General features: G+C 46.8%; 21 protein-coding genes. 8 read left to right on the forward strand and 13 right to left on the reverse strand.

Features of this window, described 5'->3' with window-relative positions:
- Positions 1-49: 49 nt before the first annotated feature.
- From H8K55_RS04715 to H8K55_RS04725, 3 genes are read right to left on the reverse strand one after another with little or no spacing between them, the layout of a single operon-like run.
- Positions 50-3214: an efflux RND transporter permease subunit gene (locus H8K55_RS04715; protein ID WP_186940917.1), complete on the reverse strand. Its 3165-nt coding sequence runs from the start codon at positions 3212-3214 to the stop codon at positions 50-52.
- Between the two features lie 10 nt (positions 3215-3224).
- On the reverse strand, positions 3225-4472 hold the full coding sequence (locus tag H8K55_RS04720) for an efflux RND transporter periplasmic adaptor subunit (protein WP_222612361.1): 1248 nt from the start codon (positions 4470-4472) through the stop codon (positions 3225-3227).
- The gene (locus tag H8K55_RS04725) at positions 4469-5020 is read right to left on the reverse strand and encodes a hypothetical protein (RefSeq protein ID WP_186940918.1); all 552 of its coding nucleotides are present in this window, start codon (positions 5018-5020) and stop codon (positions 4469-4471) included. Before H8K55_RS04725 ends, H8K55_RS04720 begins: the two co-directional genes overlap by 4 nt.
- 242 nt (positions 5021-5262) lie before the next feature.
- Here H8K55_RS04725 and H8K55_RS04730 point away from each other — a divergent pair, with 242 nt between their 5' ends.
- Both H8K55_RS04730 and H8K55_RS04735 read left to right on the forward strand, forming a co-directional pair.
- Positions 5263-5943, forward strand: coding sequence for a heavy metal response regulator transcription factor (locus tag H8K55_RS04730; RefSeq protein ID WP_186940919.1), 681 nt, complete (start codon positions 5263-5265; stop codon positions 5941-5943).
- Positions 5940-7379, forward strand: a complete 1440-nt coding sequence (locus H8K55_RS04735) for a heavy metal sensor histidine kinase (RefSeq protein ID WP_186940920.1) — start codon at positions 5940-5942, stop codon at positions 7377-7379. Before H8K55_RS04730 ends, H8K55_RS04735 begins: the two co-directional genes overlap by 4 nt.
- A gap of 292 nt (positions 7380-7671) precedes the next feature.
- Here the strand turns inward: H8K55_RS04735 and H8K55_RS04740 are convergent, their stop codons facing one another.
- Together H8K55_RS04740 and H8K55_RS04745 are read right to left on the reverse strand one after the other, a co-directional pair.
- On the reverse strand, positions 7672-9102 hold the full coding sequence (locus tag H8K55_RS04740; RefSeq protein WP_186940921.1) for a M20/M25/M40 family metallo-hydrolase: 1431 nt from the start codon (positions 9100-9102) through the stop codon (positions 7672-7674).
- A gap of 415 nt (positions 9103-9517) precedes the next feature.
- Positions 9518-10789 carry an MFS transporter gene (locus H8K55_RS04745; protein WP_186940922.1) on the reverse strand — a complete coding sequence of 424 codons (1272 nt, stop codon included), beginning with the start codon at positions 10787-10789 and terminating at the stop codon, positions 9518-9520.
- Positions 10790-11270: 481 nt separating this feature from the next.
- Here H8K55_RS04745 and H8K55_RS04750 point away from each other — a divergent pair, with 481 nt between their 5' ends.
- Positions 11271-11651, forward strand: a complete 381-nt coding sequence (locus tag H8K55_RS04750) for a hypothetical protein (protein ID WP_186940923.1) — start codon at positions 11271-11273, stop codon at positions 11649-11651.
- Here H8K55_RS04750 and lnt read toward each other — a convergent pair.
- On the reverse strand, positions 11648-13159 hold the full coding sequence (gene lnt / locus H8K55_RS04755; RefSeq protein ID WP_329604994.1) for an apolipoprotein N-acyltransferase: 1512 nt from the start codon (positions 13157-13159) through the stop codon (positions 11648-11650). The two genes, H8K55_RS04750 and lnt, sit on opposite strands and share 4 nt — an antisense overlap.
- A 61-nt stretch (positions 13160-13220) precedes the next feature.
- Positions 13221-14102, reverse strand: a complete 882-nt coding sequence (locus H8K55_RS04760; RefSeq protein WP_186940924.1) for an HlyC/CorC family transporter — start codon at positions 14100-14102, stop codon at positions 13221-13223.
- Between the two features lie 281 nt (positions 14103-14383).
- Here H8K55_RS04760 and H8K55_RS04765 point away from each other — a divergent pair, with 281 nt between their 5' ends.
- Entirely contained in the window at positions 14384-14668 is a 285-nt protein-coding gene (locus H8K55_RS04765) for a DUF1294 domain-containing protein (protein WP_186940925.1), read from the forward strand.
- Positions 14669-15129: 461 nt separating this feature from the next.
- Here the strand turns inward: H8K55_RS04765 and H8K55_RS04770 are convergent, their stop codons facing one another.
- From H8K55_RS04770 to H8K55_RS04790, 5 genes are all read right to left on the reverse strand, one after another.
- Positions 15130-15612, reverse strand: a complete 483-nt coding sequence (locus tag H8K55_RS04770; RefSeq protein ID WP_186940926.1) for a histidine phosphatase family protein — start codon at positions 15610-15612, stop codon at positions 15130-15132.
- Between the two features lie 21 nt (positions 15613-15633).
- Positions 15634-16095: an rRNA maturation RNase YbeY gene (gene ybeY, locus H8K55_RS04775; protein ID WP_186940927.1), complete on the reverse strand. Its 462-nt coding sequence runs from the start codon at positions 16093-16095 to the stop codon at positions 15634-15636.
- Between the two features lie 11 nt (positions 16096-16106).
- A complete protein-coding gene (locus H8K55_RS04780) occupies positions 16107-17285 on the reverse strand; it encodes a PhoH family protein (protein ID WP_186940928.1) in 1179 nt (392 codons plus the stop codon).
- Between the two features lie 131 nt (positions 17286-17416).
- The gene (gene miaB / locus H8K55_RS04785) at positions 17417-18742 is read right to left on the reverse strand and encodes a tRNA (N6-isopentenyl adenosine(37)-C2)-methylthiotransferase MiaB (RefSeq protein ID WP_186940929.1); all 1326 of its coding nucleotides are present in this window, start codon (positions 18740-18742) and stop codon (positions 17417-17419) included.
- A gap of 84 nt (positions 18743-18826) precedes the next feature.
- Entirely contained in the window at positions 18827-19174 is a 348-nt protein-coding gene (locus H8K55_RS04790; protein ID WP_186940930.1) for a hypothetical protein, read from the reverse strand.
- 204 nt (positions 19175-19378) lie between these two features.
- Here H8K55_RS04790 and H8K55_RS04795 point away from each other — a divergent pair, with 204 nt between their 5' ends.
- The 4 genes from H8K55_RS04795 (at position 19379) to H8K55_RS04810 (ending at position 23219) form a co-directional block, all read left to right on the forward strand.
- The gene (locus tag H8K55_RS04795) at positions 19379-19888 is read left to right on the forward strand and encodes a flavin reductase family protein (protein WP_186940931.1); all 510 of its coding nucleotides are present in this window, start codon (positions 19379-19381) and stop codon (positions 19886-19888) included.
- Positions 19889-19908: 20 nt separating this feature from the next.
- Positions 19909-20163 (forward strand): SemiSWEET transporter, encoded by a 255-nt coding sequence (locus H8K55_RS04800; protein WP_186940932.1) that lies wholly within the window; start codon positions 19909-19911, stop codon positions 20161-20163.
- A 15-nt stretch (positions 20164-20178) separates the two neighbouring features.
- A complete protein-coding gene (locus H8K55_RS04805; protein ID WP_186940933.1) occupies positions 20179-20835 on the forward strand; it encodes an HAD family hydrolase in 657 nt (218 codons plus the stop codon).
- Between the two features lie 221 nt (positions 20836-21056).
- On the forward strand, positions 21057-23219 hold the full coding sequence (locus H8K55_RS04810) for a TonB-dependent receptor plug domain-containing protein (RefSeq protein ID WP_186940934.1): 2163 nt from the start codon (positions 21057-21059) through the stop codon (positions 23217-23219).
- A gap of 51 nt (positions 23220-23270) precedes the next feature.
- On the opposite strand, the gene H8K55_RS04815 is transcribed toward H8K55_RS04810, so the two are convergent.
- Positions 23271-24302, reverse strand: coding sequence for an L-threonylcarbamoyladenylate synthase (locus H8K55_RS04815; protein ID WP_408057951.1), 1032 nt, complete (start codon positions 24300-24302; stop codon positions 23271-23273).
- Positions 24303-24313 lie beyond the last annotated feature (11 nt).

The following is a 24313-nucleotide window of genomic DNA, read 5'->3' on the forward strand; positions in this document are numbered from 1 at the left end:
TATCTAAAAAACTGAAACCTACATCCAAAAACAATACGCAAAATCGCACTTAGAATACTTCTTGCTCTTGGCTATTCTGCTTTGCCGCCAATAGCTTTAACAAAGGGCGTTCACCCCAACGCCAAAACATTAAAGGCGTCAACACGGTGTCAAGTAAGGTGGAACTGATCAATCCACCAAAAATCACCACCGCCACCGGATGCAAAATTTCCTTGCCTGGCGCATCTGCTGAAATCAATAATGGCACCAAAGCGAAAGCGGCGACCAGAGCTGTCATTAAGACTGGCGTTAATCGCTCTAGCGAACCACGAATAATCATTTGCTTGCCAAAACTCTCTCCCTCAAACAAACATAGATTAATGTAATGGCTGATTTTCAAGATCCCATTGCGAGTCGAAATACCTGCCAAGGTGATGAAACCGACTAAGGCTGCCACCGATAAAGTTTGCCCAGCCAACCAAAGTGCGACCACACTGCCGACAAGGGCGAGAGGAATATTACCCATGATAATCATGGTCAAAGCAACGGAGCGATAGCGGCTATACAGAACCAAGAACATCAATGACAAAGAAACTAAAGACAGCAAGGCGATCAAGCGCGACGCCTGTTCTTGCGCCTGAAATTGCCCTTCCAGCGCTGTTGAATAACCAACCGGTAAAGTCTTGGCGGCAAGCTCTTCCCGAATGTCTTGTATCACTTGACGCATATCGCGACCATCGGTGTTGGCAGACAACACGATACGACGCCGTGAATTCTCTCTATTGATTTGATTCGGGCCATCGCTTTCTTCGACTTTTGCCAATTGCATCAAAGGCACATGACCACGCGGCGTTTCTATCAAGAGTTGCTGTAATTGCTGTAAGTTACGTCCCTGCTCAGGCAAGCGCAATAACAAATCAAAGCGTCGGTTGCCTTCAATAACTTGAGTGATTTTTTCCCCTTCGATTTGCTGCTGCAAGCTACGCAACAACACGCCGGGGGCAATGCCGTAACGACTGGTTTGCGCGTAATCAACATGGATTTTGATTTGCGGAATCAAAACTTGTTTTTCAATTTGCAAATCAGTAATGCCAGGTACGCGACTTAAGCGTTCACGCAGATCACTCGCGATATTGCGCAAAGTATCGAGATCGTCGCCCACGACTTTTAACGCAATTTGCGCGCGCACGCCCGACAATAAATGATCGAGGCGATGAGAAATCGGTTGCCCAACATTGCTATTCGCAGGCAAGACTTTGAGACGATCGCGGATGTCTTGAATAATGTCATCGCGGCTGCGTTTGGATTTTTTCAGATCCACATCCATCTCGGTGTAATGCACGCCTTCTGCATGTTCATCGAGTTCCGCACGTCCGGTACGGCGCCCTATCTGCGTCACTTCCGGCACGGCCAATATCAATTCCTCTGCCAAGCTGCCAAGGCGATTCGACTCTTGCAAAGAGGTGCCGGGATTAAGTACCAGATTCACAGTCAACGTGCCTTCATTAAACGCCGGCAAAAACGCACGCGGGAAAAATGGCACCGCTATCGCGGCTACTAAGACCGCGACCAGTGCAACCGCGAACAAACTGCGTACATGCTGAAACGACCAGTTGAGCAAACGTGTATCCCATTTTTTAAGCCACACAACCAAGGGGCTATCACCGTGCCCTAACTGCTTCATCTTCGGTAATAAGAAATAGCACAAAACTGGCGTCACCGTCATTGCCACTGCCATACTCGCCAAGATCGAGACGACATAGGCAATCCCCAGTGGTGTAAATAAACTCCCTTCTATGCCCGGCAAGGCGAATAGCGGAACAAATACCAGCACCACGATCACTGTCGCATATACAATCCCGCTGCGTACTTCGCTCGATGCATTTGCGATCACTTGTAAGGTCGATAGCGGTTGCGCCAACACACTGTTTTCTTTGAGGCGTCGCAAGACATTTTCTACATCCACCACTGCATCATCGACCAGCTCGCCAATAGCAATCGCAAGACCACCTAAGGTCATGGTATTAATCGATAAACCCAGATAGCGGAAAACTAAGATCGTCGCTAGCAAAGAAAGTGGAATCGCGACTAAAGAAATAATCGTCGTGCGTACATTCAACAAAAAGAGAAACAGCAAGATCGCTACCATGATGGCACCGTCACGCAATGCCTCTTTGACGTTATCTAATGAGTTCTGAATAAAGTCCGCCTGACGGAATAAAAATTGCGGCTGCTCTACACCTTGCGGCAAATTCTTTCCTAACTCAGCAATAGCGCGTTCAACTTCACGTGTGAGTTTGACGCTATCGGCAGTTGGCTGTTTTTGTACCGACAAGATCACCGCAGGCTTGCCTTTGTAACCGCCATCACCGCGTTTAAATGCAGAAGCTATCGTGACATTCGCCACTTGCTTGAGCAAAATCGCTTGTCCTTGCTTGAGCGTGACCACGATGTTTTGTAAATCTTCAATGCGGCTGGTGCGACCGATTTGACGAATCAAATATTCACGTCCATTCGCTTCCGTAAAACCACCGCTGGTATTCGCACCAAAATCTTTTAATGCGGCCTCAACCTGATCGAGTGGAATACCTAAGGCTTGCAATTGTGCGGGCTTAATCTCCACTCTATATTGACGCACCTCGCCACCAATTGGCGTCACTTGCGCCACGCCTGGAATATTCAACAAGCGCGGGCGCATGACCCAATCGGCATATTCACGTACACGCATGGCTGGGCTGGTGACAGCATCTTTTGCATCACGCTGATCTACGCTCTCGTCGGCACTCTTATCCGCACTCACTGGTAAGGCGATCAATAGAATTTCTCCCATGATGGACGAAATCGGCCCCATCTGTGGTGTGACACCGGCTGGCAATTGTTCGCGCACTAAACTCAAGCGTTCAGCAATTTGCTGACGATTGCGATAGATATCTGTACCCCAATCAAATTCCACATAGATAATCGACAGGCCTATGCCCGACACTGAACGCACGCGCGTTACACCGGGCATACCATTCATACTCGATTCGATAGGAAAACTAACCAGTTGCTCAACTTCTTCCGGCGCCATACCACCGGCTTCCGTCATCAAAGTCACGGTCGGTTTATTCAGATCGGGGAATACGTCCACCGGCATCTGACGCATGCTGATTAAACCGTAGACGATCAGTAACAAAGAAGCCGCGAGGACGATCAGGCGTTGACGCAGGCTGGTGTGAATAATAAATTGAAACATGCCGTCTACCTTACTTTACCTGTGCGAGCAAACTCGCACCTGCAATCACCACGCGTTCATCTTCTTTCAAACCGGAAGTGATAGCAACTTGATCGGCATCTAAACTTTGCGCTTGTACTTTACGTTGCACAAATCGTTCGGCGTCGGTATGCACCCACACCACAGATTCGCCACCGCTCAATTTAATGACAGCAGAATTTGGCACTGCGATCCCGCTGATCAAACGCTTGGTTTGTAACATCACCTTCACTGGTTGTCCGACTGCCACCGCCACGGATTTTGCGGTCACACGGAACAATAAGGGAATTGCCTGTTCACGCATTTGCTGACCGCCACCGAGAAAACTCAGTTGCAAGCTAGCTTGTGGGCTAACTACTTTCGTATCGTCACTTTGCGCTTGATTGGTGTGATTGGTGTGACTTGAGCGCCAACTGGCACTAGCACGTGCAATATCGGTGGCAATCACAGGATCGTAAGCCAAGGCTTCTACCATCAAACGGCTTGGATCAATAATTTCGAACAAGGTTTCTTTCGCATCGACGACTTGGCCGGATACGGCATTGGCAACGCTGATGATGCCTGAAACTGGCGCTAGCAGAGCTTCTGTTTTAGATAAGCTCGCTTCCACTGCGACTTTACGTTTTTTCAAAGCTTCATAATCAAAACGCGCGGCTTCAACCGTCGCTTTGGGTAAGGCTTCGGCGAGTTGTTCATAGCGTTGCACTTTGCGTTCGGCAATAGAAAGTTGAGCATCGATATCAGCCAAAATCGATTGACTATTGCCGCGATCTAAACTACTCATCACCGGACGCAAATAGGCCAACACTTGACCTTTACTGACACGTTGCCCAAGATTCGGCAAACCCGAAACTGCTGCTTCAACCCGACCTGATTGACTCGCTTGCACGCGCCCACCCGCATTTGGATCGGCGACGATCTTGCCGTTGAGTTCTATCGTATGCGGCAACTCATCTTGCACACTTAATAGCGTACGCAAGCCCAATTGTCTTTGCACGATTTTGGGGACAAACAGACTGCCATCCGACAAGCGTTGTGGTGCAGTCGCGTCTAACAAATTAGATTTCACACTGGCGACGGGCTTAGTCGTTTTCTTGCCGTGATCATCATCACCATGTGCCTGTGCAGAGTTCATACCAAGTAACAATACCGCCGTCAGCAAGCTGCGACTTAATGAGGATGATAATGAGGATGACGATGGGAATGATAATGGGGATGAGTAAGAGAATGAACGCATCATTTGAACTCCTCCTTCGCACGACGTTGGCGTACAAAGACGATTGTCAGCAAAGCGAGTATAAGCGAAGCAGCGGCAAGCGCTGGCCACCACCACGACCTAGATTCCTCAGCATGGGCATGCTCTTGTTCGCTGAGGTCAGGAATTTCTAAACTTGCAGCCATCACGTCACCGATTTCACCGGCCTGCACACTGATAGCCAAGGGATATTTACCTGCTTTATCAAATACACCTTTGGCTAATTCCAATACATACACACCCGGCGCGATTTGTTTTGCCGGCGCGTTCAATGCGTTGCCGCTTTCAACCTCGATCTGCGCGCCAGCGACGAGTTCGTTATTGGCAAAACGATCGAGGTAAATAATCAGGGAACGGCCTTGCAACACCACGACGAGTTCAAAATCTTCCGTTTGCGCACTGGCACGCGGCGCAACTTGTATGATAGATGCAGCAGGTGCAGCATGTTCATGGTCATCATTGCCATGCGCGTTAGCCTCACTCATCATTGACAGGCTAATTAAAAACATCATCAGGATAAACAAAGACTTCAAAACACACTCCTCGCTGCGGTGGTATCGGATAAATTTCGGAAAAATAATTCTGGCTGTATTGAGCTTATATATTGAGCTTGCATTATCGCTGTTGCAAGGCGTCAGTTTGCTGACTGCCAGATTACAAATCTGTAATCTAGACTTGATTTGCCTCGGTTTAGTCGTGTTTCTGCGGATTTCGCGAGTAAAATTACTGCAATCAACCCCGCTCCCACAGATAAATTCAATCCTAACGTATTGCCATGAAAATTTTGATAGTCGAAGATGAACAAAAAACCGGTGATTATCTGAAACAAGGTTTGACCGAATTTGGCTTCATAGTCGATTTAGCACGCAATGGTTTAGATGGCCTACATCTGGGTAAATCCGGTGATTACGATCTCATTATTTTGGACGTGATGTTGCCCGAGTTAAGCGGCTGGCAAGTGCTCGATGCTTTGCGCCAGCAAGGCTTACAAATGCCTGTACTATTTTTGACCGCCAAAGATCAGGTAGAAGATAGAGTCAAGGGTTTAGAACTGGGTGCCGATGATTATCTGGTAAAGCCCTTTGCATTTTCAGAATTAGTCGCGCGGGTCAGAACTTTGCTGAGACGTGGCAGGCATCAGATCGAAGCCAGTGTGCTGAAAATCGCCGATCTGGAATTGGATTTACTCAAACACCGCGTCACGCGCAATGGGCAGCGCATAGAACTCACGGCCAAAGAATTTTCCTTGCTCGAACTATTCATGCGACGTCAAGGTGAAGTCTTAAGCCGTTCCCTCATCGCCTCGCAAGTCTGGGATATGAATTTCGACAGCGACACCAATGTGATCGAAGTCGCAATGCGCAGATTGCGCAGCAAGATCGATGACCATTTTGAACCCAAGTTAATCCACACCTTACGCGGCATGGGATATGTGCTGGAAGTGAAATCAGTATGATCCACAAACTCTCACTAACGGCACGTCTGACGCTGTTCTTTACTGCTCTGTCCTGCCTTGTTTTGCTTAGCCTGGGTTGGCTAATTGGTGCTTCGATAGAAGCCCATTTTGAAGAACAAGATCATCACGCCTTGAGTGGAAAATTAGAATTAGCCCAGCACATTATCGAGCGCGTCAATACCGAACAAGATGTCGCCAGACTCGCCGATCAACTGAGTGAGGCACTGGTCGGACATCATGATTTGGCGATCACGATTCTGAATAATCAACAAAAAATTTTACTCGCTTCCGAGGCAATAGAATTTCCACAGACACAACTACAACAGGCACTTAAGAGCGCACAAAAATCACCACATCAAAACGTCACACCAGCTTTATTTTCATGGGAAACTAAGGGTGAATATTATCGTGGTTTAATAGCGATATTTGCGACGAAAAATCCGGCTTATGGTCCAATCACGGTAGCGATTGCGACTGACATCGCACATCACCAAGCCTTCATGGCGAGCTTTCGCAAAACCCTGTGGCTATTTGTATTGGTTGCTGCCCTATTGACTGGCATCTTGGCTTGGTTAGCTGCGAAGCGCGGCTTACGACCTCTCAGCCTAATGCGCGATCGCGCCGCCAGCATCACCGCTAGCAAATTAGATCAACGACTATCACTAGATGCGGTACCGCCGGAACTCGCAGAATTAGCGACGAGTTTGAATCAGATGCTGGCGCGACTGGAAGAAGCCTTTCAACGGCTATCCGATTTCTCTTCTGATCTGGCACATGAGTTACGCACGCCTATCAGCAACCTCATGACACAAACGCAAGTGTCGCTATCGCAGGCTCGCGATGCAGATAACTATCGTGAAATTCTCGAATCAAATGCGGAAGAATACAGTCGTTTAGCCAGCATGATTGCCGACATGTTATTTCTGGCGAAAGCGGAAAACGGCTTAAGCCTGGTAAAAGTCGAAGCTGTCGATCTGGTGCAAGAAGTCAACAATTTATTTGAATTTTATGAAGCACTTGCGGAAGAAAAACAGATACGTTTACAGTTAAATTTATCCGACGAAACAAGCACTATCGTGCCAGCAGATCGTTTAATGTTACGCCGTGCCTTGAGTAATATTTTGTCGAATGCACTGCGCTATACGGCGCATGGCAAGAGCATACAAGTACAACTCCAGGTTCAGCTCTGGCAGCATACACAATACTGTGAAATCAAAATTTGCAACCCCGGCCCCAGCATTCCGGCGCAGCATTTACCACGTCTATTTGAACGTTTCTACCGTGCCGATCATGCACGTCAACATAGCGATGGGGAAGGTTCTGGATTGGGCTTGGCGATCGTCAAAGCCATCGTGGATGGTCATCGTGGTCAGATTACGGTGAGCTCTGAAAACGAGCTGACTTGTTTTAGTATTTTGTTGCCGGTTGGCGGGTGATTTCTCTGGCGCAAAGAGCTTTCTGTATTCTGGGAAGCACTTCTTTCTCGCGCTTACGGGCATCGGTATCTACATAAGTCGGAACGCCACTAATAATCCCCTCCCTTTCAAGGGGAGGGCTAGGGTGGGGATGGGTTATGGTGGAGCAATTCAGTTTCTGTCGAACGACTAAAACCCATCCCCATCCCAGCCTTCCCCTTGAAGGGGAAGGAGCTAAAAGCACAAATTCCAAGCACCAAAATTTAAGTAAATATTTTAGAAAAATAGCCCGCTAGCCGGAAAAGGAAGTGGCTCACTGACTCAATCGTTTAGCAAGTTCATACAAAAACTGCTGCCCTTCATACAGCGACTTCACCGGCAAGCTCTCATTCAAGCCATGCGCGTTTGAGCCTTCTGGGTAATGAAACATACCGCTAACACCGTAAGTCCAGATGCCTGCATTATTCAGGAAACGTCCATCAGTTCCGCCTGGTGACATGGTCGGAACGACAGGAATGCCAGGCCACATCTGATTCGTTAGATCCGTCACTGCTTTCATCAATTCGGGATGTAATGGTTGTGCTGGAGATGCAGTCGCCATACCTACTGGTGTTACCTTAATTGCGCTATCCGCCAACACCGTATTAATCGTCGCCTGCGTTTGCTCTACCGTTTCACCTGGCAGAATACGGCAGTTAACATTGGCTTGTGCGCGTTGTGGCAAGGCATTCGCAGCGTGTCCCGCATTGACCATGGTGGCAACACAAGTGGTGCGCAGGCTGGCATTGTAAAACGGGCTGGTCGCACTCAAACGTGCCAACGCGTCAGAGTCTACTGGCTCGCGTAAAATGGCTTTCATATCTGCGGCTAACTGCCCGCTTTCCAGATTTGACATCGTGTCGAAAAAGCCGCGTGTAGTCGCTGTCAAACGGAAAGGGAAATCAAATTTCCCTAATCGCGACAAGCCGTCTGCCAGATGATAAATCGCATTGTCTTTGCGTGGTACCGAACTGTGACCACCGGTGTTCGTCACTTCCAAACTATAGGATTGAAAAATCTTTTCCCCCGCCTGAATGCCATGACGTACTGGCTTACCGTTTTTATCCAAACTGCCACTGCCACCTTCGTTCAAAGCAAGTTCTGCGTCGATTAAATTGCGATGATTTTTCAACAGATATTCGACCCCATTGTATTTCGCTGGCACCAACTCTTCATCGCAAGTCAAAGCTAAAATCAGATCACGTTTTGACTTCAATTTTTCTTGTTTGTAACGGATCATATTCGCCACAAATACCGACGCCATCGCTTTATCGTCCGATGCTCCGCGTGCATAGAAAAATCCGTTTTCTTCCACCAATTTGAAAGGATCACGTATCCAGTCTTCACGCTTCGCTTCGACCACATCGATGTGTGCCAATAACAGCAAAGGCTTTTTGTTGGTATCTTTATCTGTGGCTTTCAGACGAGCGATCAAATTTCCTTTTCTGGCATCGCCTGCTGGCACGATGATTTGCATATCCGCATCGCTGTAGCCCGCTTTCTTCAAACGCGCAGCCATTGCTTTCGCCGCATTAGTGCAACTGCCAACCGAATTGGTCGTGTTAATTTCGACTAGCTCTTGATAAATCGAGCGCAATTGTTTTTGCTCTGGATTGAGATTCTGTGCAGTTGCAACGAGAGGGCTAGCGGCCACTAAAACAACAGCTGCAATCGTGCTTGGAGACTTCCATGTATTTGTTGGCATACAAAGATCCTAAGGAGGTGAACTACGAGGGTGAAGCTACAACGATGAAACGGCGAAGGAGAAATAACAAAGCAAGCTTGATAGACTAGTACAAGGCGCATGGAGTTCCCGTTAATTTACCAATCAAGCTGCCCCATACACGCAATAATGCCAACAATTTACACGAAATGCTTTTTAAATAGCCAACAAGTCGCCGTTCTCCCTATCAAATCGGAACTTAACAACAACACAAGACGCATAACTAATACGAGCCAAACTTAATATTAAGATATTTGGAAATCAAAGAAGCCAACAAAAAACCCGACGAGAATTTTCATCCTCGTCGGGCTTTTATACTTATTAATTAGCAAGCTTAGTAATGATTAATAATGCTTAATCATGGTTAGCAGCTAAGCTTGCCACGAATCACAATTTTTTATGCCGTCACCGCTGTCGTGTTCAAAGCTGTTTGTGCTGATTGCATAATCTCTTTGCGGAATTGGAAGTGCATCCAGATTAAAGATACGCAAACGGTGCCATACAAGAGCATGAAGCAAGAGCTACGAACGCCAGTCAGATCCACCATCGCACCAAACATAATCGGTAATACGAATCCACCGAGACCGCCAGCCAAACCAACCACACCGGAAACCGCACCGATATTGTGGGTGTATTCATCGGAGATAAATTTAAACACTGAAGCTTTACCCACTGCCATCGCGATCCCGACCACAAATAAGATGCTGGTAAAAATCACAGGCGTTAATGCGATATTGAATACTTGTGGTCCAGTAACTGTTTTGATCGTGAATTCTGTCTGTGGGTAAGACAATAAGAAGAAGGCAATCCAGCATACCCACATCACCCACCAAGTCACTTTATACGCACCATATTTGTCCGATAACCAACCACCGAAAGCGCGTAGTACGCCACCTGGTAAAGAAAAACAAGCTGCCAACAAGGCGGCATCTTTCATGTCGAAGTTATATTCAGTGACATAGTATTTCACCATCCACAAACTCAAGCCCACATAGCCGCCAAACACGACTGAATAATACTGGCAATAGCGCCATACTTTAGGATCTTTCAACATCTTCAATTGCGCGGCAAAACTGACCGTTGATTTCACGTTATGGCTAGGATCAGTCGATGAGAATAACCAAAAAATCAATGCCGCCGCCAACATCATCACGGCATAGACCTTCGGTACCATGACCCAACCAGCCGATGCAATAATCGCTGGTGCGATAAATTTATTCACCGCCGCACCCGAATTACCAGCGCCAAAGATACCCATCGCCAAACCCTGACGCTCTTTCTTAAACCAGCGCGCAACATACGGTGTGCCGACAGAAAAAGAACCACCAGCTAAACCGACGAATAAACCTAAGACCAGAAAATGCCAATAAGCCGTGGCATAGCTGATCAAATAAATTGGAATCACGGTGCTGATCATGAGCAGGAACAAAACAATACGACCACCGAAACGGTCAGTCCAAATCCCCAGCGGAACACGAATCAAGGAACCCGTTAACACTGGCATCGCGGTCAGCAAACCAAACTGGGTTTCATTCAAACCCAAAGTTTTTTTAATCGGAATCCCGATCACGCCAAACATCATCCAGATAGTGAAACAAATGGTGAAAGCCAGCGTACTGGCACCTAGTACCGAATTGGCTTTGCCAGAACTATTTACCTGCGTAGTCATTATTTACTCCCTTAACTTTTATCAGTGCTACTAGGGTCTGTTAACAGTTAAATCGGGAGATGCGTTCAAGCCAAAAGGTGGGATGGCAAGGCGTAGTTCGCCGCCGAGGCTATTGCCTCGGCAAGAGCAGAAATAAACCTCGCGCAATCCATCGCGCGTTTTGGCTTGAACCCTTCGGGAATGGGCGAATTGGGTAAACTCGCGGGCACATGGCGTTGTTGCAAGTCGCTTACAGTGCTCGCACTGCTACGCGACTTGACGCCTAGCCCTGTGCCCGTTTTACCGCATTCGCACTCCCGATTTAACTATTAACAGACCCTAGCTTAGGGGAGTTTCACAAAATGATAAATTCGCCTGAAGTAGGCAAAGGACTAGGCTGATCTGACTAGGGATACGCCAAAAGAACTAGGCTGCGTTTTTATGCTGGCCTTAAGAGTGTTAAACTGTCGCTTGTAAACCATCTCTTCATAAGAAAATAACAATGAATCAAAATCTCAGCATCGACGAATATGATGCGCTCGAACAAATTACTAAGTTACCTAGAGGTGCGCGTCCGAATGCCTGCATTTCACGCAATTCCAAGCGTTTAGTCGGGATCAAATTAATTGCGCATAAGCGTGATGGCAGTTTTGAATTAACCGACACGGGCAAGCAGGTCTTATTTATCAAACAATGTATCGATGGATTGCGTGCGATTGCGGCGAATCCAGATTTTATCTTGAGTGGTCCAGTCGCGACTTTCTTAGGTAAGAAAACGCATATTGAAGTTGATGCCGCCAGCGGCAAAAATGTGATCACCGCACGCGGTCTTGAATGTCTGGCAGATATTGAAGCGACCAACGTCACTTCGAAAAAATATTAAGTTCTTGTCTTCTTGGCTTGGCGTTGACTGACTATATAAGCGCCAAGCATCGCCATCGCTGCAAACACCATCCACAGCCAATTCCCAAAGCGGATATACGGCGTCAATCCACGCATGCCCTGCACTTGCCCCGCCAAGGTTCCACGCGTTAATGAGGGCAGTTGCGATACCACCTGACCACGTGCATCAATGATTGCAGTCGCACCAGTGTTCGTCGAACGCAACATAGGACGCCCGGTTTCCAAACTACGCATTTGCGAGATTTGCAGATGTTGTGGAATCGCCGTCAAATCGCCAAACCAGGCTAGATTCGAGACATTTAATAAGATCGTTGCCGCGCCTTGTGGCGTCACAGCTTGCGCTCGCAATTGCTGCGCGATCTCTTCGCCGAATAAATCTTCATAACAAATATTCGGCATCACCCATTGGTCTTTGACCGCCATCGCGGGCTGGACAACACCGGGATTATTATATTCACCGAGCGGAATCTGCATCATGTTGACAAACCAGCGGAATCCAAACGGCACATATTCTCCGAAAGGCACCAGATGATGCTTATCGTAACGATAGGCCGTGCCTTGTTTGTCACCCAATCCGATCACACTATTTGAATATTGCTGACGCCCATCATCACTCACCACACCTATCACTATGCGGCTATTAGTTTGACTAGCGAAATCTTGTAATCGCGGCAGATAAGTAGATGGTAACTCTGTGAGCAACAAGGGTAATGCGGTCTCGGGCGTCGCAATCAAATCCGCCGCTTGCGCAGTCATCAAATCCGCATACATCGCTAAAGTCTCATCCAAAAAACTCGACGTGAATTTAATCCCCTGATCGATATTCCCTTGTGTCAGACGCACGCTGATAGGCTTACCGTTTGCTTCTGTCCAACTCAACTGCTGCAGTCCTATGCCACTGATCACAATCAACAACAAGCCTATCGCCCCCAAGCTGCGTGCAGAACGACGCAAGAACAAAAGCGCGATACAAGCCGAAGTCAACATCGCGATTCCGCCGACGCCATATACGCCGACCACAGGCGCGAATCCGACCAAGGGGCTGACATTATGCGCGTAACCTATCGATAACCATGGAAAGCCGGTGAACAAATGCCCACGCAAAAATTCAAATACGGTCCAACTGACAGGAAACAACACCAGTAAAGTAATCGGGTCAGAAGTTTTCCATTTTGACTGCAAACTATGTACAGCAACAAAACACAAAGCCGGAAATATCGCCATGAAAGCAGCCAATAGCGCGAGAGCGATCACGCTCAGTGCGTATGGCATTCCACCATAGCGCGACATCGCAATCACTAACCAACAGACGCCAAACACAAAACTGCCGAAGCCATAACTTAAACCTAGCAATGCTTGCTGTTTCTTATTCCATTCAGGATGTGACACCAAGATCAACATCATCAGACTAGCGCTGATCACTTGTAAGGGCCAAATGAAAAAAGGCGCGAACGATAAAACATTCAGCGCCCCAAACAACAAAGCCACGAGACAAGCTCGTGGCAATGAGAGATTTCGCAAAACAGAATTCAATACTTGCATGCCCGACTTAGTCTTCCGCACTATAGTTTGCACTCCGTTTTTCAACCAATACGATCTGCACCTGACGAGCATCCGCGCGCAAGACTTCAAAATGCAATTGACCTATCGTGAATTCGTCGCCTTTATGCGGCACGCGATGTAAGTGATTGGTAATAAAACCACCGACTGTATCTGCGTCGGCATCAGTGAATTCGGTACCGATGACTTCGTTAAATTGTGCGATCTCGGTCAAACCTTTGACGCGCCAACGTTTACCATTGCCCTGATTTTCCAGAGCAATCACATTGTCTTCTTCTTCATCAAAATCGTATTCATCTTCGATATCACCGACGATTTGCTCTAACACATCTTCAATCGTAATCAGACCAGCGACTGCACCATATTCATCGACTACCATCGCCATGTGATTACGATTCGCACGGAAATCGCGTAGCAAAATATTCAGCCGTTTAGATTCTGGAATATAGACCACAGGACGCAACATTTTATGGACGTCAAAACTGTCTTCGGCGTAGTAGCGTAACAAATCTTTTGCCAACAAAATGCCCACGACTTTATCGCGATCACCGTCCACTGCGGGGAAGCGTGAGTGAGCTGTTTCCAGCACTTCTGGCATCCATTCAGCAATCGGCTTGGACACATCGACCACGTCCATTTGCGAACGAGGCACCATGATGTCACGGGCGGATAAATCGGAGACTTGGAAAACCCCTTCGATCATCGCCAAGGCATCGGCGTCGATCAAATTCCGTTCTTGCGCGTCGTGCAAGACTTCTAACAGCTCTTCGCGGTTTTCGGGTTCGGGAGAAATTAAGGCGGTCAATCGTTCAAACAATGACCTGTGTGGTTTAAGGTCAGATGGTCTGACCTTACTAGAGTGCTCTTGCATAATGGGCTTAACGCCGTTGTTTCAATCCTACAGGATACAACATCTGCGCGCTTTTCCCAAATTTTGCACGGCTTTTATCTGGAAAACTACGTATCTCTATCAATTATGGGAACAAATCGCACTGCACGAGCAAAAAACATCAACAAGAAAATTAATGGCAATTCAAACACTTAGCACAGCAATCTCACCTAAAATAGTCAATTTCCTTTTACCCCATTTTCTACATCCACCGTTTAATAATGCCCAATGTTGTTTCCCAGTTCCTGGAAAATTATCCAATCATGATGTTCTTGATTGCCTACTATGGCTGCGTAAATCTGATTTGTTTCGTGCTATACGGCTGGGATAAAGCCGCAGCACGTACGAAAAAATCCCGAATTTCGGAGAAGGCTTTACATAGTTGGGCATTCGCTGGTGGTGCAATCGGCGCTTTATGCGCGCAATCCTTTTTCCGACACAAAACGCAGAAAACCTTTTTCAAATGGTTTAGCTGGTTTTGTCTTGGATTGCATGTTGCAGTACTTTTGCTGGTATTTAGCTCCACAGGGATGATCAGTGGCGCGTGAAGCTAATAAAAAACCTTCAGCAACGAGGAATAGCGTTCATTTCAATGGAGAATCTCAAAGCTTGTCATTCCCTCGACGGCGCACTACTGTCCGGAATAAAAAATGATATTCGCAGGAAAAGCATGATGGCCTTGAATTTGACGAGGGGATTGGATAAGTTGACTTGAAATTTCAATAAAAAATCAGGTCGCAAAATAGACGGATAACTCCCTCCCCTTCAAGGGGAGGGCGGGGTGGGGATGGGTTTCCATAGAATGAGCCGCACCATTTTTTTGACCGAAACCCATCCCCATCCCAACCTTCCCCTTGAAGGGGAAGGGGTTGCATAACAATGCCCGAAGACTCAAGAAAATTACTCTAAACAGCAGTGCGCCTTCGCGAGAATGACAATTCATTTTACAAGGCTTAACTGAACACCATTACTTCGTATCGAGGAATTTTCGTTTTCCAACATCTAGGATCTAATACCGCAGCAAAATGTAAGAAGGACTGCCATTTTTATTCAGCGTCACAATAATCAAGCGATCATATTCATCATCTGCTACGGGTTTCACATCGGTGATACCCATGCCCTTCAGAATATCGAGCAAAGTGTTTGAATGCCCGACCACCAAAGTATTCGCTTCCGCCGTCAGCAAAGTTTTTCCAAAACTCGCAGATTCTTTCGCAGCATACGGTGTTAATGCTAACTGACGCGCGTCCACAAGTGGCGCAGCGGTCATTTGTGTACGTTGAAATTCGGTGACATACACTCGTTTGATATCGGCATCACGCAATTGCATAGCCAAATTCGCTGCACGTTGCTTGCCTTTCAAACTTAATTGAGGATCACGACTTTCGTCGACCTTTTCGCCGTGGCGGACGATGAAGATGGTTTGTGACCAGGCTGCAGCACTCACCTGACAAGCAATAATGAACAACAATGCGTTTAGCAAATTTTTCATGGTCACCTCAAATGTGGGGATTTACTCTTGGTAAGGATTCGCCAACCCCAAACTAGCCAAAATCTCGATTTCCAAAGCTTCCATTTCTTCGGCTTCTTCATCGCTTTCATGATCGTAACCTTGTGCGTGCAAGACACCGTGCACAACTAAATGTTGCGCATGTTCGAGTACTGTTTTCTTTTGCTCTTTGGCTTCTTTTTCAAGCACATCAGTGCACAAGATAATATCGGCTTGAGTGACTTCGGCGTCGCTGTCTTCGGTGTAAGCAAAGGTCAATACGTTGGTCGCATAATCTTTACCACGATAATCGCGATTGAGTTCTTGCCCTTCTTCGGCATCAACGATGCGCAGTGTTAATTCTGCGGGGAAGAATAAAGCAGCTTGTATGGTCTTGCGTAGTAAGGGGCGAGTCAAGACGTCTTTCAAACGCTCATCGGCATATTGTACGGACAGTGTTAATTTAGGTTTAGAACTGGTTGCCATAATTCTCTACATTATCTACGTCGGGGTTTATTCATTGCAGTTGCATGCTTCAAGCTAACGATTTCAGCATCTTGTTGATCTTGATGCTGCGTTGCTTCTTCATACGCATCGACAATACGACCAACCAAGGGATGACGCACTACGTCGACGCTGGTGAATTGATTGAAGGCGATACCGCGTACATTACGTAACACCTGGCAAGCATCGACTAAGCCACTCTTTTGATGTCGCTGCAAATCGATCTGAGTCACGTCGCCCGTGATCACCGCTTTGCTGCCAAAACCAATGCGAGTCAAGAACATTTTCATTTGTTCTGGCGTCGTATTTTGTGCCTCATCCAAAATGATGAAAGAATGATTCAAAGTGCGACCACGCATGTAAGCCAAGGGAGCGATCTCTATCACCTGTTTTTCAAACATTTTCTGAGTGCGATCAAAACCGAGCAAATCATATAAAGCGTCGTACAAGGGGCGTAAGTAAGGATCAACCTTTTGCGCCAAATCACCAGGCAAGAAACCCAAGCGCTCGCCCGCTTCTACGGCTGGACGGGTCAGCACGATACGTTTGACGGCATCACGCTCCAAAGCATCAACCGCACAGGCGACTGCCAGATAGGTTTTACCTGTGCCGGCAGGCCCGACACCAAAAGTAATATCGTGTTCGAGTATGGCTTTCAGATAAGTATTTTGATGCGGAGTACGACCGCGCAAATCACTGCGACGGGTTTTGAGAATAGGGCTTTCTAAAGCTTCTTCCACTTCCACAGGCGCGACTTCTTTGATGGTATTTTTTGATGAAGCGACTGTCTTCGTAGTCGCTTTAGTGCTACGACGTTTTACTGGCTTTGTTTCGTCAAACTCGGCTTCCGACTCTTCTTCTGGTGCAAAGGCAGTCTCAGCGGTCTTTTGCAAACTTGCCGCGGCGCGCTGCTCAACCAAGGCTAATTGCACTTCATCGATCGTGATGATTTTTTTCGCCTGTGCGTAAAATTTTTCGAGTAACTCCAAACCCTTTTCTGCATTATGTCCACTCACGATAAATTTCTCACCGCGACGGAAAATACTGAGATCTAATGCAGCAGAAATTTGTCGCAGATTTTCATCCAAAGGGCCGCACAAATGCGCGAGCCGTAAATTATCTAAGGGCTGAGGAACAAAATACAAAACTGGAACTGGCGTTTTCGTTTTCAAAATGTTTTATTTTCTAAAATTAATTTAGGTGAAAGTCAAAACCTCTCAACACAGGGACACAGAGACGCAGAGAAAATCTTAGTGTTGGCGGCGCGGGTTGCGCCCGCCCTACATCTTTTGTACTTGAAGCCTTAATCGACCAATTCACCACGCAAAGAATAATTATAAGATTCCGTGACTCGCGTATTCACCAAGGTACCGATCAACTCTTTACCGCCTGCAAAATTGACCACGCGATTATTTTCGGTGCGACCTTGTAATTCATTCTGGTCTTTCACCGATGGGCCTTCCACCAAAATGCGTTGGATGGTTCCTATCATCGCGTTGCTATATTTCTTGGTATTCGCGTCAATCACCGCTTGCAAGAACTGTAGGCGCTTGAGTTTTAATGGCGCGGGTGTGCTGTCTTCCAAACTCGCTGCCGGTGTACCCGGGCGGGCGCTGAAAATAAAGCTGAAACTATTATCAAATTCCACGTCTTTAATCAGTTTCATCAGCGCATCAAAATCTTCATCGGTTTCACCCGGGAAGCCAACGATAAAGTCCGAAGAGATGTGCATATTCGGACGCACCGCACGCAACTTACGCACGACCGATTTGTATTCCAATGACGTGTAACCACGCTTCATCGCTGCCAACACGCGATCAGATCCATGCTGAGCCGGCAAATACACGTGATCGACTAATTTCGGGATCTTGGCGTAGGCATCAATCAAGCGTTGATTAAATTCTTTCGGGTGACTCGTGACAAAACGAATGCGTTCGATTTGTGGAAATTCTGCGATGTATTCCAATAGCAGAGCAAAATCGGCGATCTCGCCATCATCCATCACGCCGCGATAGGCATTGACGTTTTGTCCCAGCAAACTGATTTCTTTAATGCCTTGTTCTGCCAAGCCTGCGACTTCGACCAAGACATCATTAAATGGACGCGAGACTTCTTCGCCACGCGTATAAGGCACCACGCAATAACTGCAATACTTAGAGCAGCCTTCCATGATCGAGACAAAAGCGGTTGAGCCTTCTACTTTCGCCGGTGGCAAGTGATCGAATTTTTCAATTTCAGGAAAACTGATATCCACTTGCGAACGACCAGAATCACGACGGTCCTTAATCAATTGCGGCAAGCGGTGCAAAGTTTGCGGTCCAAACACCACATCGACATAAGGCGCGCGACGAACGATAGCTTCACCTTCTTGCGAGGCGACACAACCACCAACGCCTATCAACAAATCTGGCTTGGATTTTTTCAATTCACGCAGGCGACCGAGATCAGAAAACACTTTCTCCGATGCCTTCTCACGCACGCTACAGGTGTTGAGTAAGATCACATCGGCGTCTTCCGGATTATCGGTTTTGATCATGCCGTCAGTTGCCGTTAACACGTCTTGCATTTTGTCCGAGTCATACTCGTTCATTTGGCAACCAAAGGTTTTGATGAATACTTTCTTCTGCATGGAACCAGTTTCTTCCTACTATTGAATAAATAAAATAAAAATAAATACTATCTTCGAGCTTAGCTCACTTGGTTTCTTCTTGACTTAGTTCTTCTTAGGCAAAGGCTGACGCGCTTCTTCCGCTGTTAGTACCCAAATCTTCTGGATTTCACCAAATTCATTTTCGACATAATTAATGATGATATTGCGCACATCGACGCTAGCAATCGTCAGCGTCAGATTATCTTCGCTATAAATGCGCAAAGCCGGTGAATACATGCGCAATTTGCCGTCGATTACCAGCTCGGCCAGATCAGTCGTACTCAATTTTCCACGCTTCACTTCTGGCGGAAACTTACGTTCTAGTTGCATGGCGCTGGCGTTAAAAAAACCACTCAGACAACTGAACAAACAGGCAATAACAACAAACCGCAGTGATTTACTAGTTAGCATGGCAGTATCCCGCTTAAACGATTTCAATAATTTTCTTAAAAATCAATTAGTTACGAATGCAATCACAGAGCAATAAGGGCGATAGTTTAACACAGACGGATACGATCAACGCGCATTCCCCTGCACACAGGTATGCACAAATTAGCAACACCATCCAATCAGTCAAAATCTGGGATAATGGCGGAAAATGTTCTTGGAAAACCAATGTTAAGTCCAACTAGTACCGCACTCCCCCCTGATTTTGATAGCCGCCATTTTCGTCATGCCCTTTCGCAGTTTGCGACTGGCATCACGGTCATTACGACACGTTTGGAAGATGGCAAGTTCTTGGGACTGACTGCGAGCTCCTTCAACTCAGTCTCACTCGACCCGCCTTTGGTGATCTGGAGCTTGGGTGATCGCGCTCAGAGCATGCCGATATTCGCTAAAAATTCGCATTATGTGATCAATGTATTATCGGCTGATCAACGTCATCTCGCAGAACAATTTGCCAGCCGTAGCGAAGACCGTTTTGAAGGCGTCGAATACAACCTATCACGCACTGGGCTGCCCATACTCAAAGGAGCCTCGGCTTGGTTTGAATGCTTCAATCGCAGCCGCTATCCAGAAGGCGATCACGTGATCTTTGTCGGTGAAGTCGAGCAGTGCGCCTTCAAAAATCAGCCGCCATTAGTATTTCATCATGGTCATTTCCTGACTAGTAAAGCGCTATAACTTACTTAATAACTCAGTTTATGACTCAATTAGATTTCGTCGGCTATATTGCCGCGTTTTTAACCACCAGCGCGTTCATCCCACAAGCATGGCTCACCTGGCGGCGCAAACGTGCCGAAGGCGTTTCGCTCGGCATGTATTGCATTATGGTGACAGGCACGGTTGGCTGGCTGACCTACGGATTAATGCTCGGTGCCTGGCCAATTATTGTGGCTAACGTGATTTCACTCTCACTGTCTGCTTTCATTCTGGCAATGAAATTGATCTATAAATAATCCCACAATAAAACAATGAAACACGGAATATTGTGGGATAACGACGGCGTCTTGGTGGACACAGAAGGTCTGTTCTATCAAGCCAATCGCAGCTTATTTGCCGAACACGATATCGATTTGACGCCAGAATTATTTTTCGATTGGTTTCTGTTGGAGAATCTGGGCGCTTGGCATTTGCTCGAAGCGCGCGGCATGAATGCAGATGAAATTGGGTTGCTACGCGATGAGAGAAATCGACGTTATTCAGCACTTTTACAATCGACTTCTGATTTAGAAATCACTGGTGTAAAACCTTTGCTCACCAGTCTGCAAACTAAAGTAAAAATGGGCATAGTCACGAGTTCGCGCCCAGATCACTTTCATCTGATCCATAGCAAACTCGATCTGCTCCCTCATTTTGAATTCGTTGTGACTGACGCCGACTACGTCAATAGCAAACCCGCACCCGATCCCTATTTACTCGGGTTGGAGAAACTGGCAATCGCCAAAGAACATTGCATGGTGATAGAAGACTCACCACGTGGCTTACGTTCTGCGATCTCGGCTGGATTAAATTGCGTCGTGATACGCAATCACCTAAGCCGCCACTTCGCGTTTGAAGGCGCGTATCGCGTGGTGGATAACTATGTGGCGCTTGGCGCTGTGATTGAAGAATTCTTGTGTACGACTTAGAGCGTCAACATTTTTACCAACACGCTCTGAGCAAACGGGCCTGAATCAAGATCGAGAACGCCAGCCTTGCACTTGCGCATTGGCTGAATGCGGCTGATACGCGATCACCATGACAGGTTTGCTAGCAGCGAGTAAATATGAAATGGCCGACTCTAACTCTACGACTTTTAATTACGAGAACACTATATACTTTCACGTTTCAAAGAAATTAAGATTCATCTATGAGTTTAGAAAGCTTCCTCGCCTATGCAAGGTCGAAAGTCACCTATTTTATTGCCTTTAACATTTTAAATGGCGCAGTTATGGATTGTGCATGGGCACAAGAAAATCCAGGCTCGACGACTAGCAATAGCAAGGCTCAAGTCAAACAAATCGAACAAATCGAAATCAATGGCAGCACTAAGAAATACGACCCGCGCCGCGATGACACAGCCACAAAGTTCGTTGTCACCAAAGAAGAAATAGAAAAGTACGGTGATACTAATGTGATCGATATTTTGAATCGCCAGCCAGGCATCACTAACGGCAACCTCAACGGCATACGCGGTTACACGCAATACCTGCTTGATGGCCAATCACCGCCCCGCAATTTTCGTTTAGAGGATATCCAACTCAGTCAGGTTGAGCGCATCGAAATTATTCGCTCGGCCGTTGCCGAATTCAGCACACAAGGAATAGGTGGCACAATCAATATTGTACTCAAGCGACAAATCAAGGCTGCCAACCGTAAACTACAACTGGCACTAACGCACCAAGATGAATCTGGATTTTCCAAGCGAATGAATCTCAGCATCGCCAACAAATTCGATGATATGTCTTACGACATCTACGCTTTTACGACTAAGACACGATTTGGCAGATTGAATTTGACAGAAATTGAAAAAGATGACTCTAAAGAGGACTTACACTTATTTCAAACACTTCGCCGGCAAACTGCGACTGATAACTGGATATACAGCCTCAATCCTAGTTTCAATTGGAAATTGACTGATGAAGATAGCCTGTCACTTAAATCAAGAATCACGGAACTCACATCGAATTCTGGAACTCAAGGAAAACGTCAGTCTTACGATCTTCCAACAAACTCACTACAGCAAGAAGATGAACTGAGTACCTGGAAACCAAGCGTCCAATATCTAGAAACATCTTGGATAAAACAACTTGGCGAGAAAACCAAGCTCACTAACACTGTTAGCGTCTACCGTGCATCAATCAATTCTGAAAGCCAGATGGCAATTTCAAATGTTCAGCGTCAAAGCCGCCAAAGCATTTCTAAAATCTTGGAGCGTCACAAGAACGTACTTTGGAACGGCAACTTTAGCCATGATTTCAGTTCAACGCAAACATTTAAGTCTGGTTGGAATCTAGAATCGCGCGATTCCACTTCGCTCGAATCTCAAGAGTCGCTATTAAAGTCTCATACGAAAATTCGAACTCAAAATATGGCATTCTTCGCACAGGACGAATGGAATGAATCTGATATTTGGTCGCACTATCTCGGTCTACGCTGGGAAGCATTTCGATCGAAACTCGACAATGAACAAGGTCAACAACTCAATAAAATAGCCACAATACTTAGTCCTATTGTGCAAACACGTTGGAAAAATCCAAGCAATAAGGAAAATCAGTTTCGACTTGCTCTAGCACGCACTTTCAAGAGTCCAGAAGCAATCCAAATGATTACAACAACATTACCACACTTCAATAATGATCTAACATCGCCGGACACTATCGGCAATCCTAATCTAAGACCAGAAATTGCTTGGGGGCTTGATAGTGCCTTCGAACATTTCGGCGAGAATGGCTTCAATTATTCGATTTCCCACTACCTAAAACAAGTCAAACATCTATTACGAGATCGACTATTTCAAAGCAATGAATTATGGCTGCAACAGACCATCAACGACGGTAACGCACTAGCTCAAAGCTTGGTGTTCGACACCAGCTTCCCAATTTCCATCGTATTTAACAATGCACCCAACATGAATATAAAAGCCAATATGTCACGGAATTGGTCGACTGTTAACAATGTCTCTGGCCCCAACAATCGTTTTGCTGAGCAAGCAAAATTTAATGCAAATTTGAATTTGGATTACAAGTTCAATGACGCTTGGAAGATGGGTGCCAACTATGGCGTCGTATCTGGCGGACCTCTACGCGTCGCGCAAGATCGAATCAATTTAGTACAAGTACGACGCACCACTTCGGCTTATGCACATTGGGCTATTAACAAGGAGAGCACGCTGCGAATGTCGGCATCGAATCTGCTGCTAGAACCAGTTCGAACTCAAAGCAGTATCTTCAATCAACAAGAAAAAACCACTGTGCGCAGCGAAAGTCGTGGCGTGCTATTTACCAATGTAAACCTCGAGATTAAATTTTAATTCAAGTAAGCACAGCAATTCATGTATCGAAATTCACACTTGGCACAAACTTCAAGCAGTAAGCATAGTTTGCAACAGGCCTTGCGAGTCAAAGGCAGCGCGGCGCAATCGATCAGCGACACCTTGCCATTCACGTTCAGTCGGTAAAGCTTCCACCAAGATAATGTCAGCACCGACATGATCTAGCTCGCGCAGGTCGGCATATAAATCATGAGCATAGGAAACTGGATCAGGATTAAGTTGACGCCAGCCTTGCAATTGTGCGTTCGCTGTGTGCGGTTGATAGGCCATGACAGCCACACGCTTGCCAGCAGAGAGTAATTGTAAAATAGTCGTTTCTAACTCATCTACCGCGACCATCGCGACTGGCGTGCTTGGTGCGTAGTGTGCTTCCAAAGTGCCGGATGCGCGCGGTGCTGCTTGATCCGGCGCATTCACAGACATGCCCAGCACGTGCTCTAATTGTGCTGCAGTGATATGCCCCGGGCGTAGCAAGACGGGGCCATGCGTGGCTAAGCGACTCATATCAACAATGGTCGATTCTATGCCGACATCGCTTTGCCCGCCATCGAGTACCGCTGCGATCATGCCATTTGCCACTTCAGCGGGAAATTCTTCTAAGACGTGTTCGGCTTTAGTTGGACTAACGTGCCCAAACTTATTCGCAGATGGTGCGGCCACACCTCCTTTACCGTCTTTAAATGCACGCAATAAAGCTTGTGCGACGGGATGCGATGGGCAGCGAATCCCAATGGAATCCTGACCACCAGACACTGCGTCAGGAATTTGTTCTGCGCGCTTTAAAATCAAAGTCAAAGGACCGGGCCAAAACGCATCGATTAATGTTTGCGCTAGAGCGGGAACTTCTTTCACCCAGTAAGTAATATCAGCCTCCGGTGCGACATGCACAATCACTGGATGATTCGAGGGGCGACCTTTGGCTTTATAAATATTCGCAACCGCATCGATGTTCTCAGCATCCGCGCCGAGACCGTACACGGTTTCTGTCGGAAAGCCTACTAATGCGCCGTGCTCTAAAGCACGTGCTGCGGCAAGAATTTGTTCAGAAGAATCCAATCTCAACCTCAGTCTTG

The organism is Affinundibacterium flavidum (assembly GCF_014284175.1).
GTDB classification, from domain to species: domain Bacteria; phylum Pseudomonadota; class Gammaproteobacteria; order Burkholderiales; family Burkholderiaceae_D; genus Undibacterium; species Undibacterium flavidum.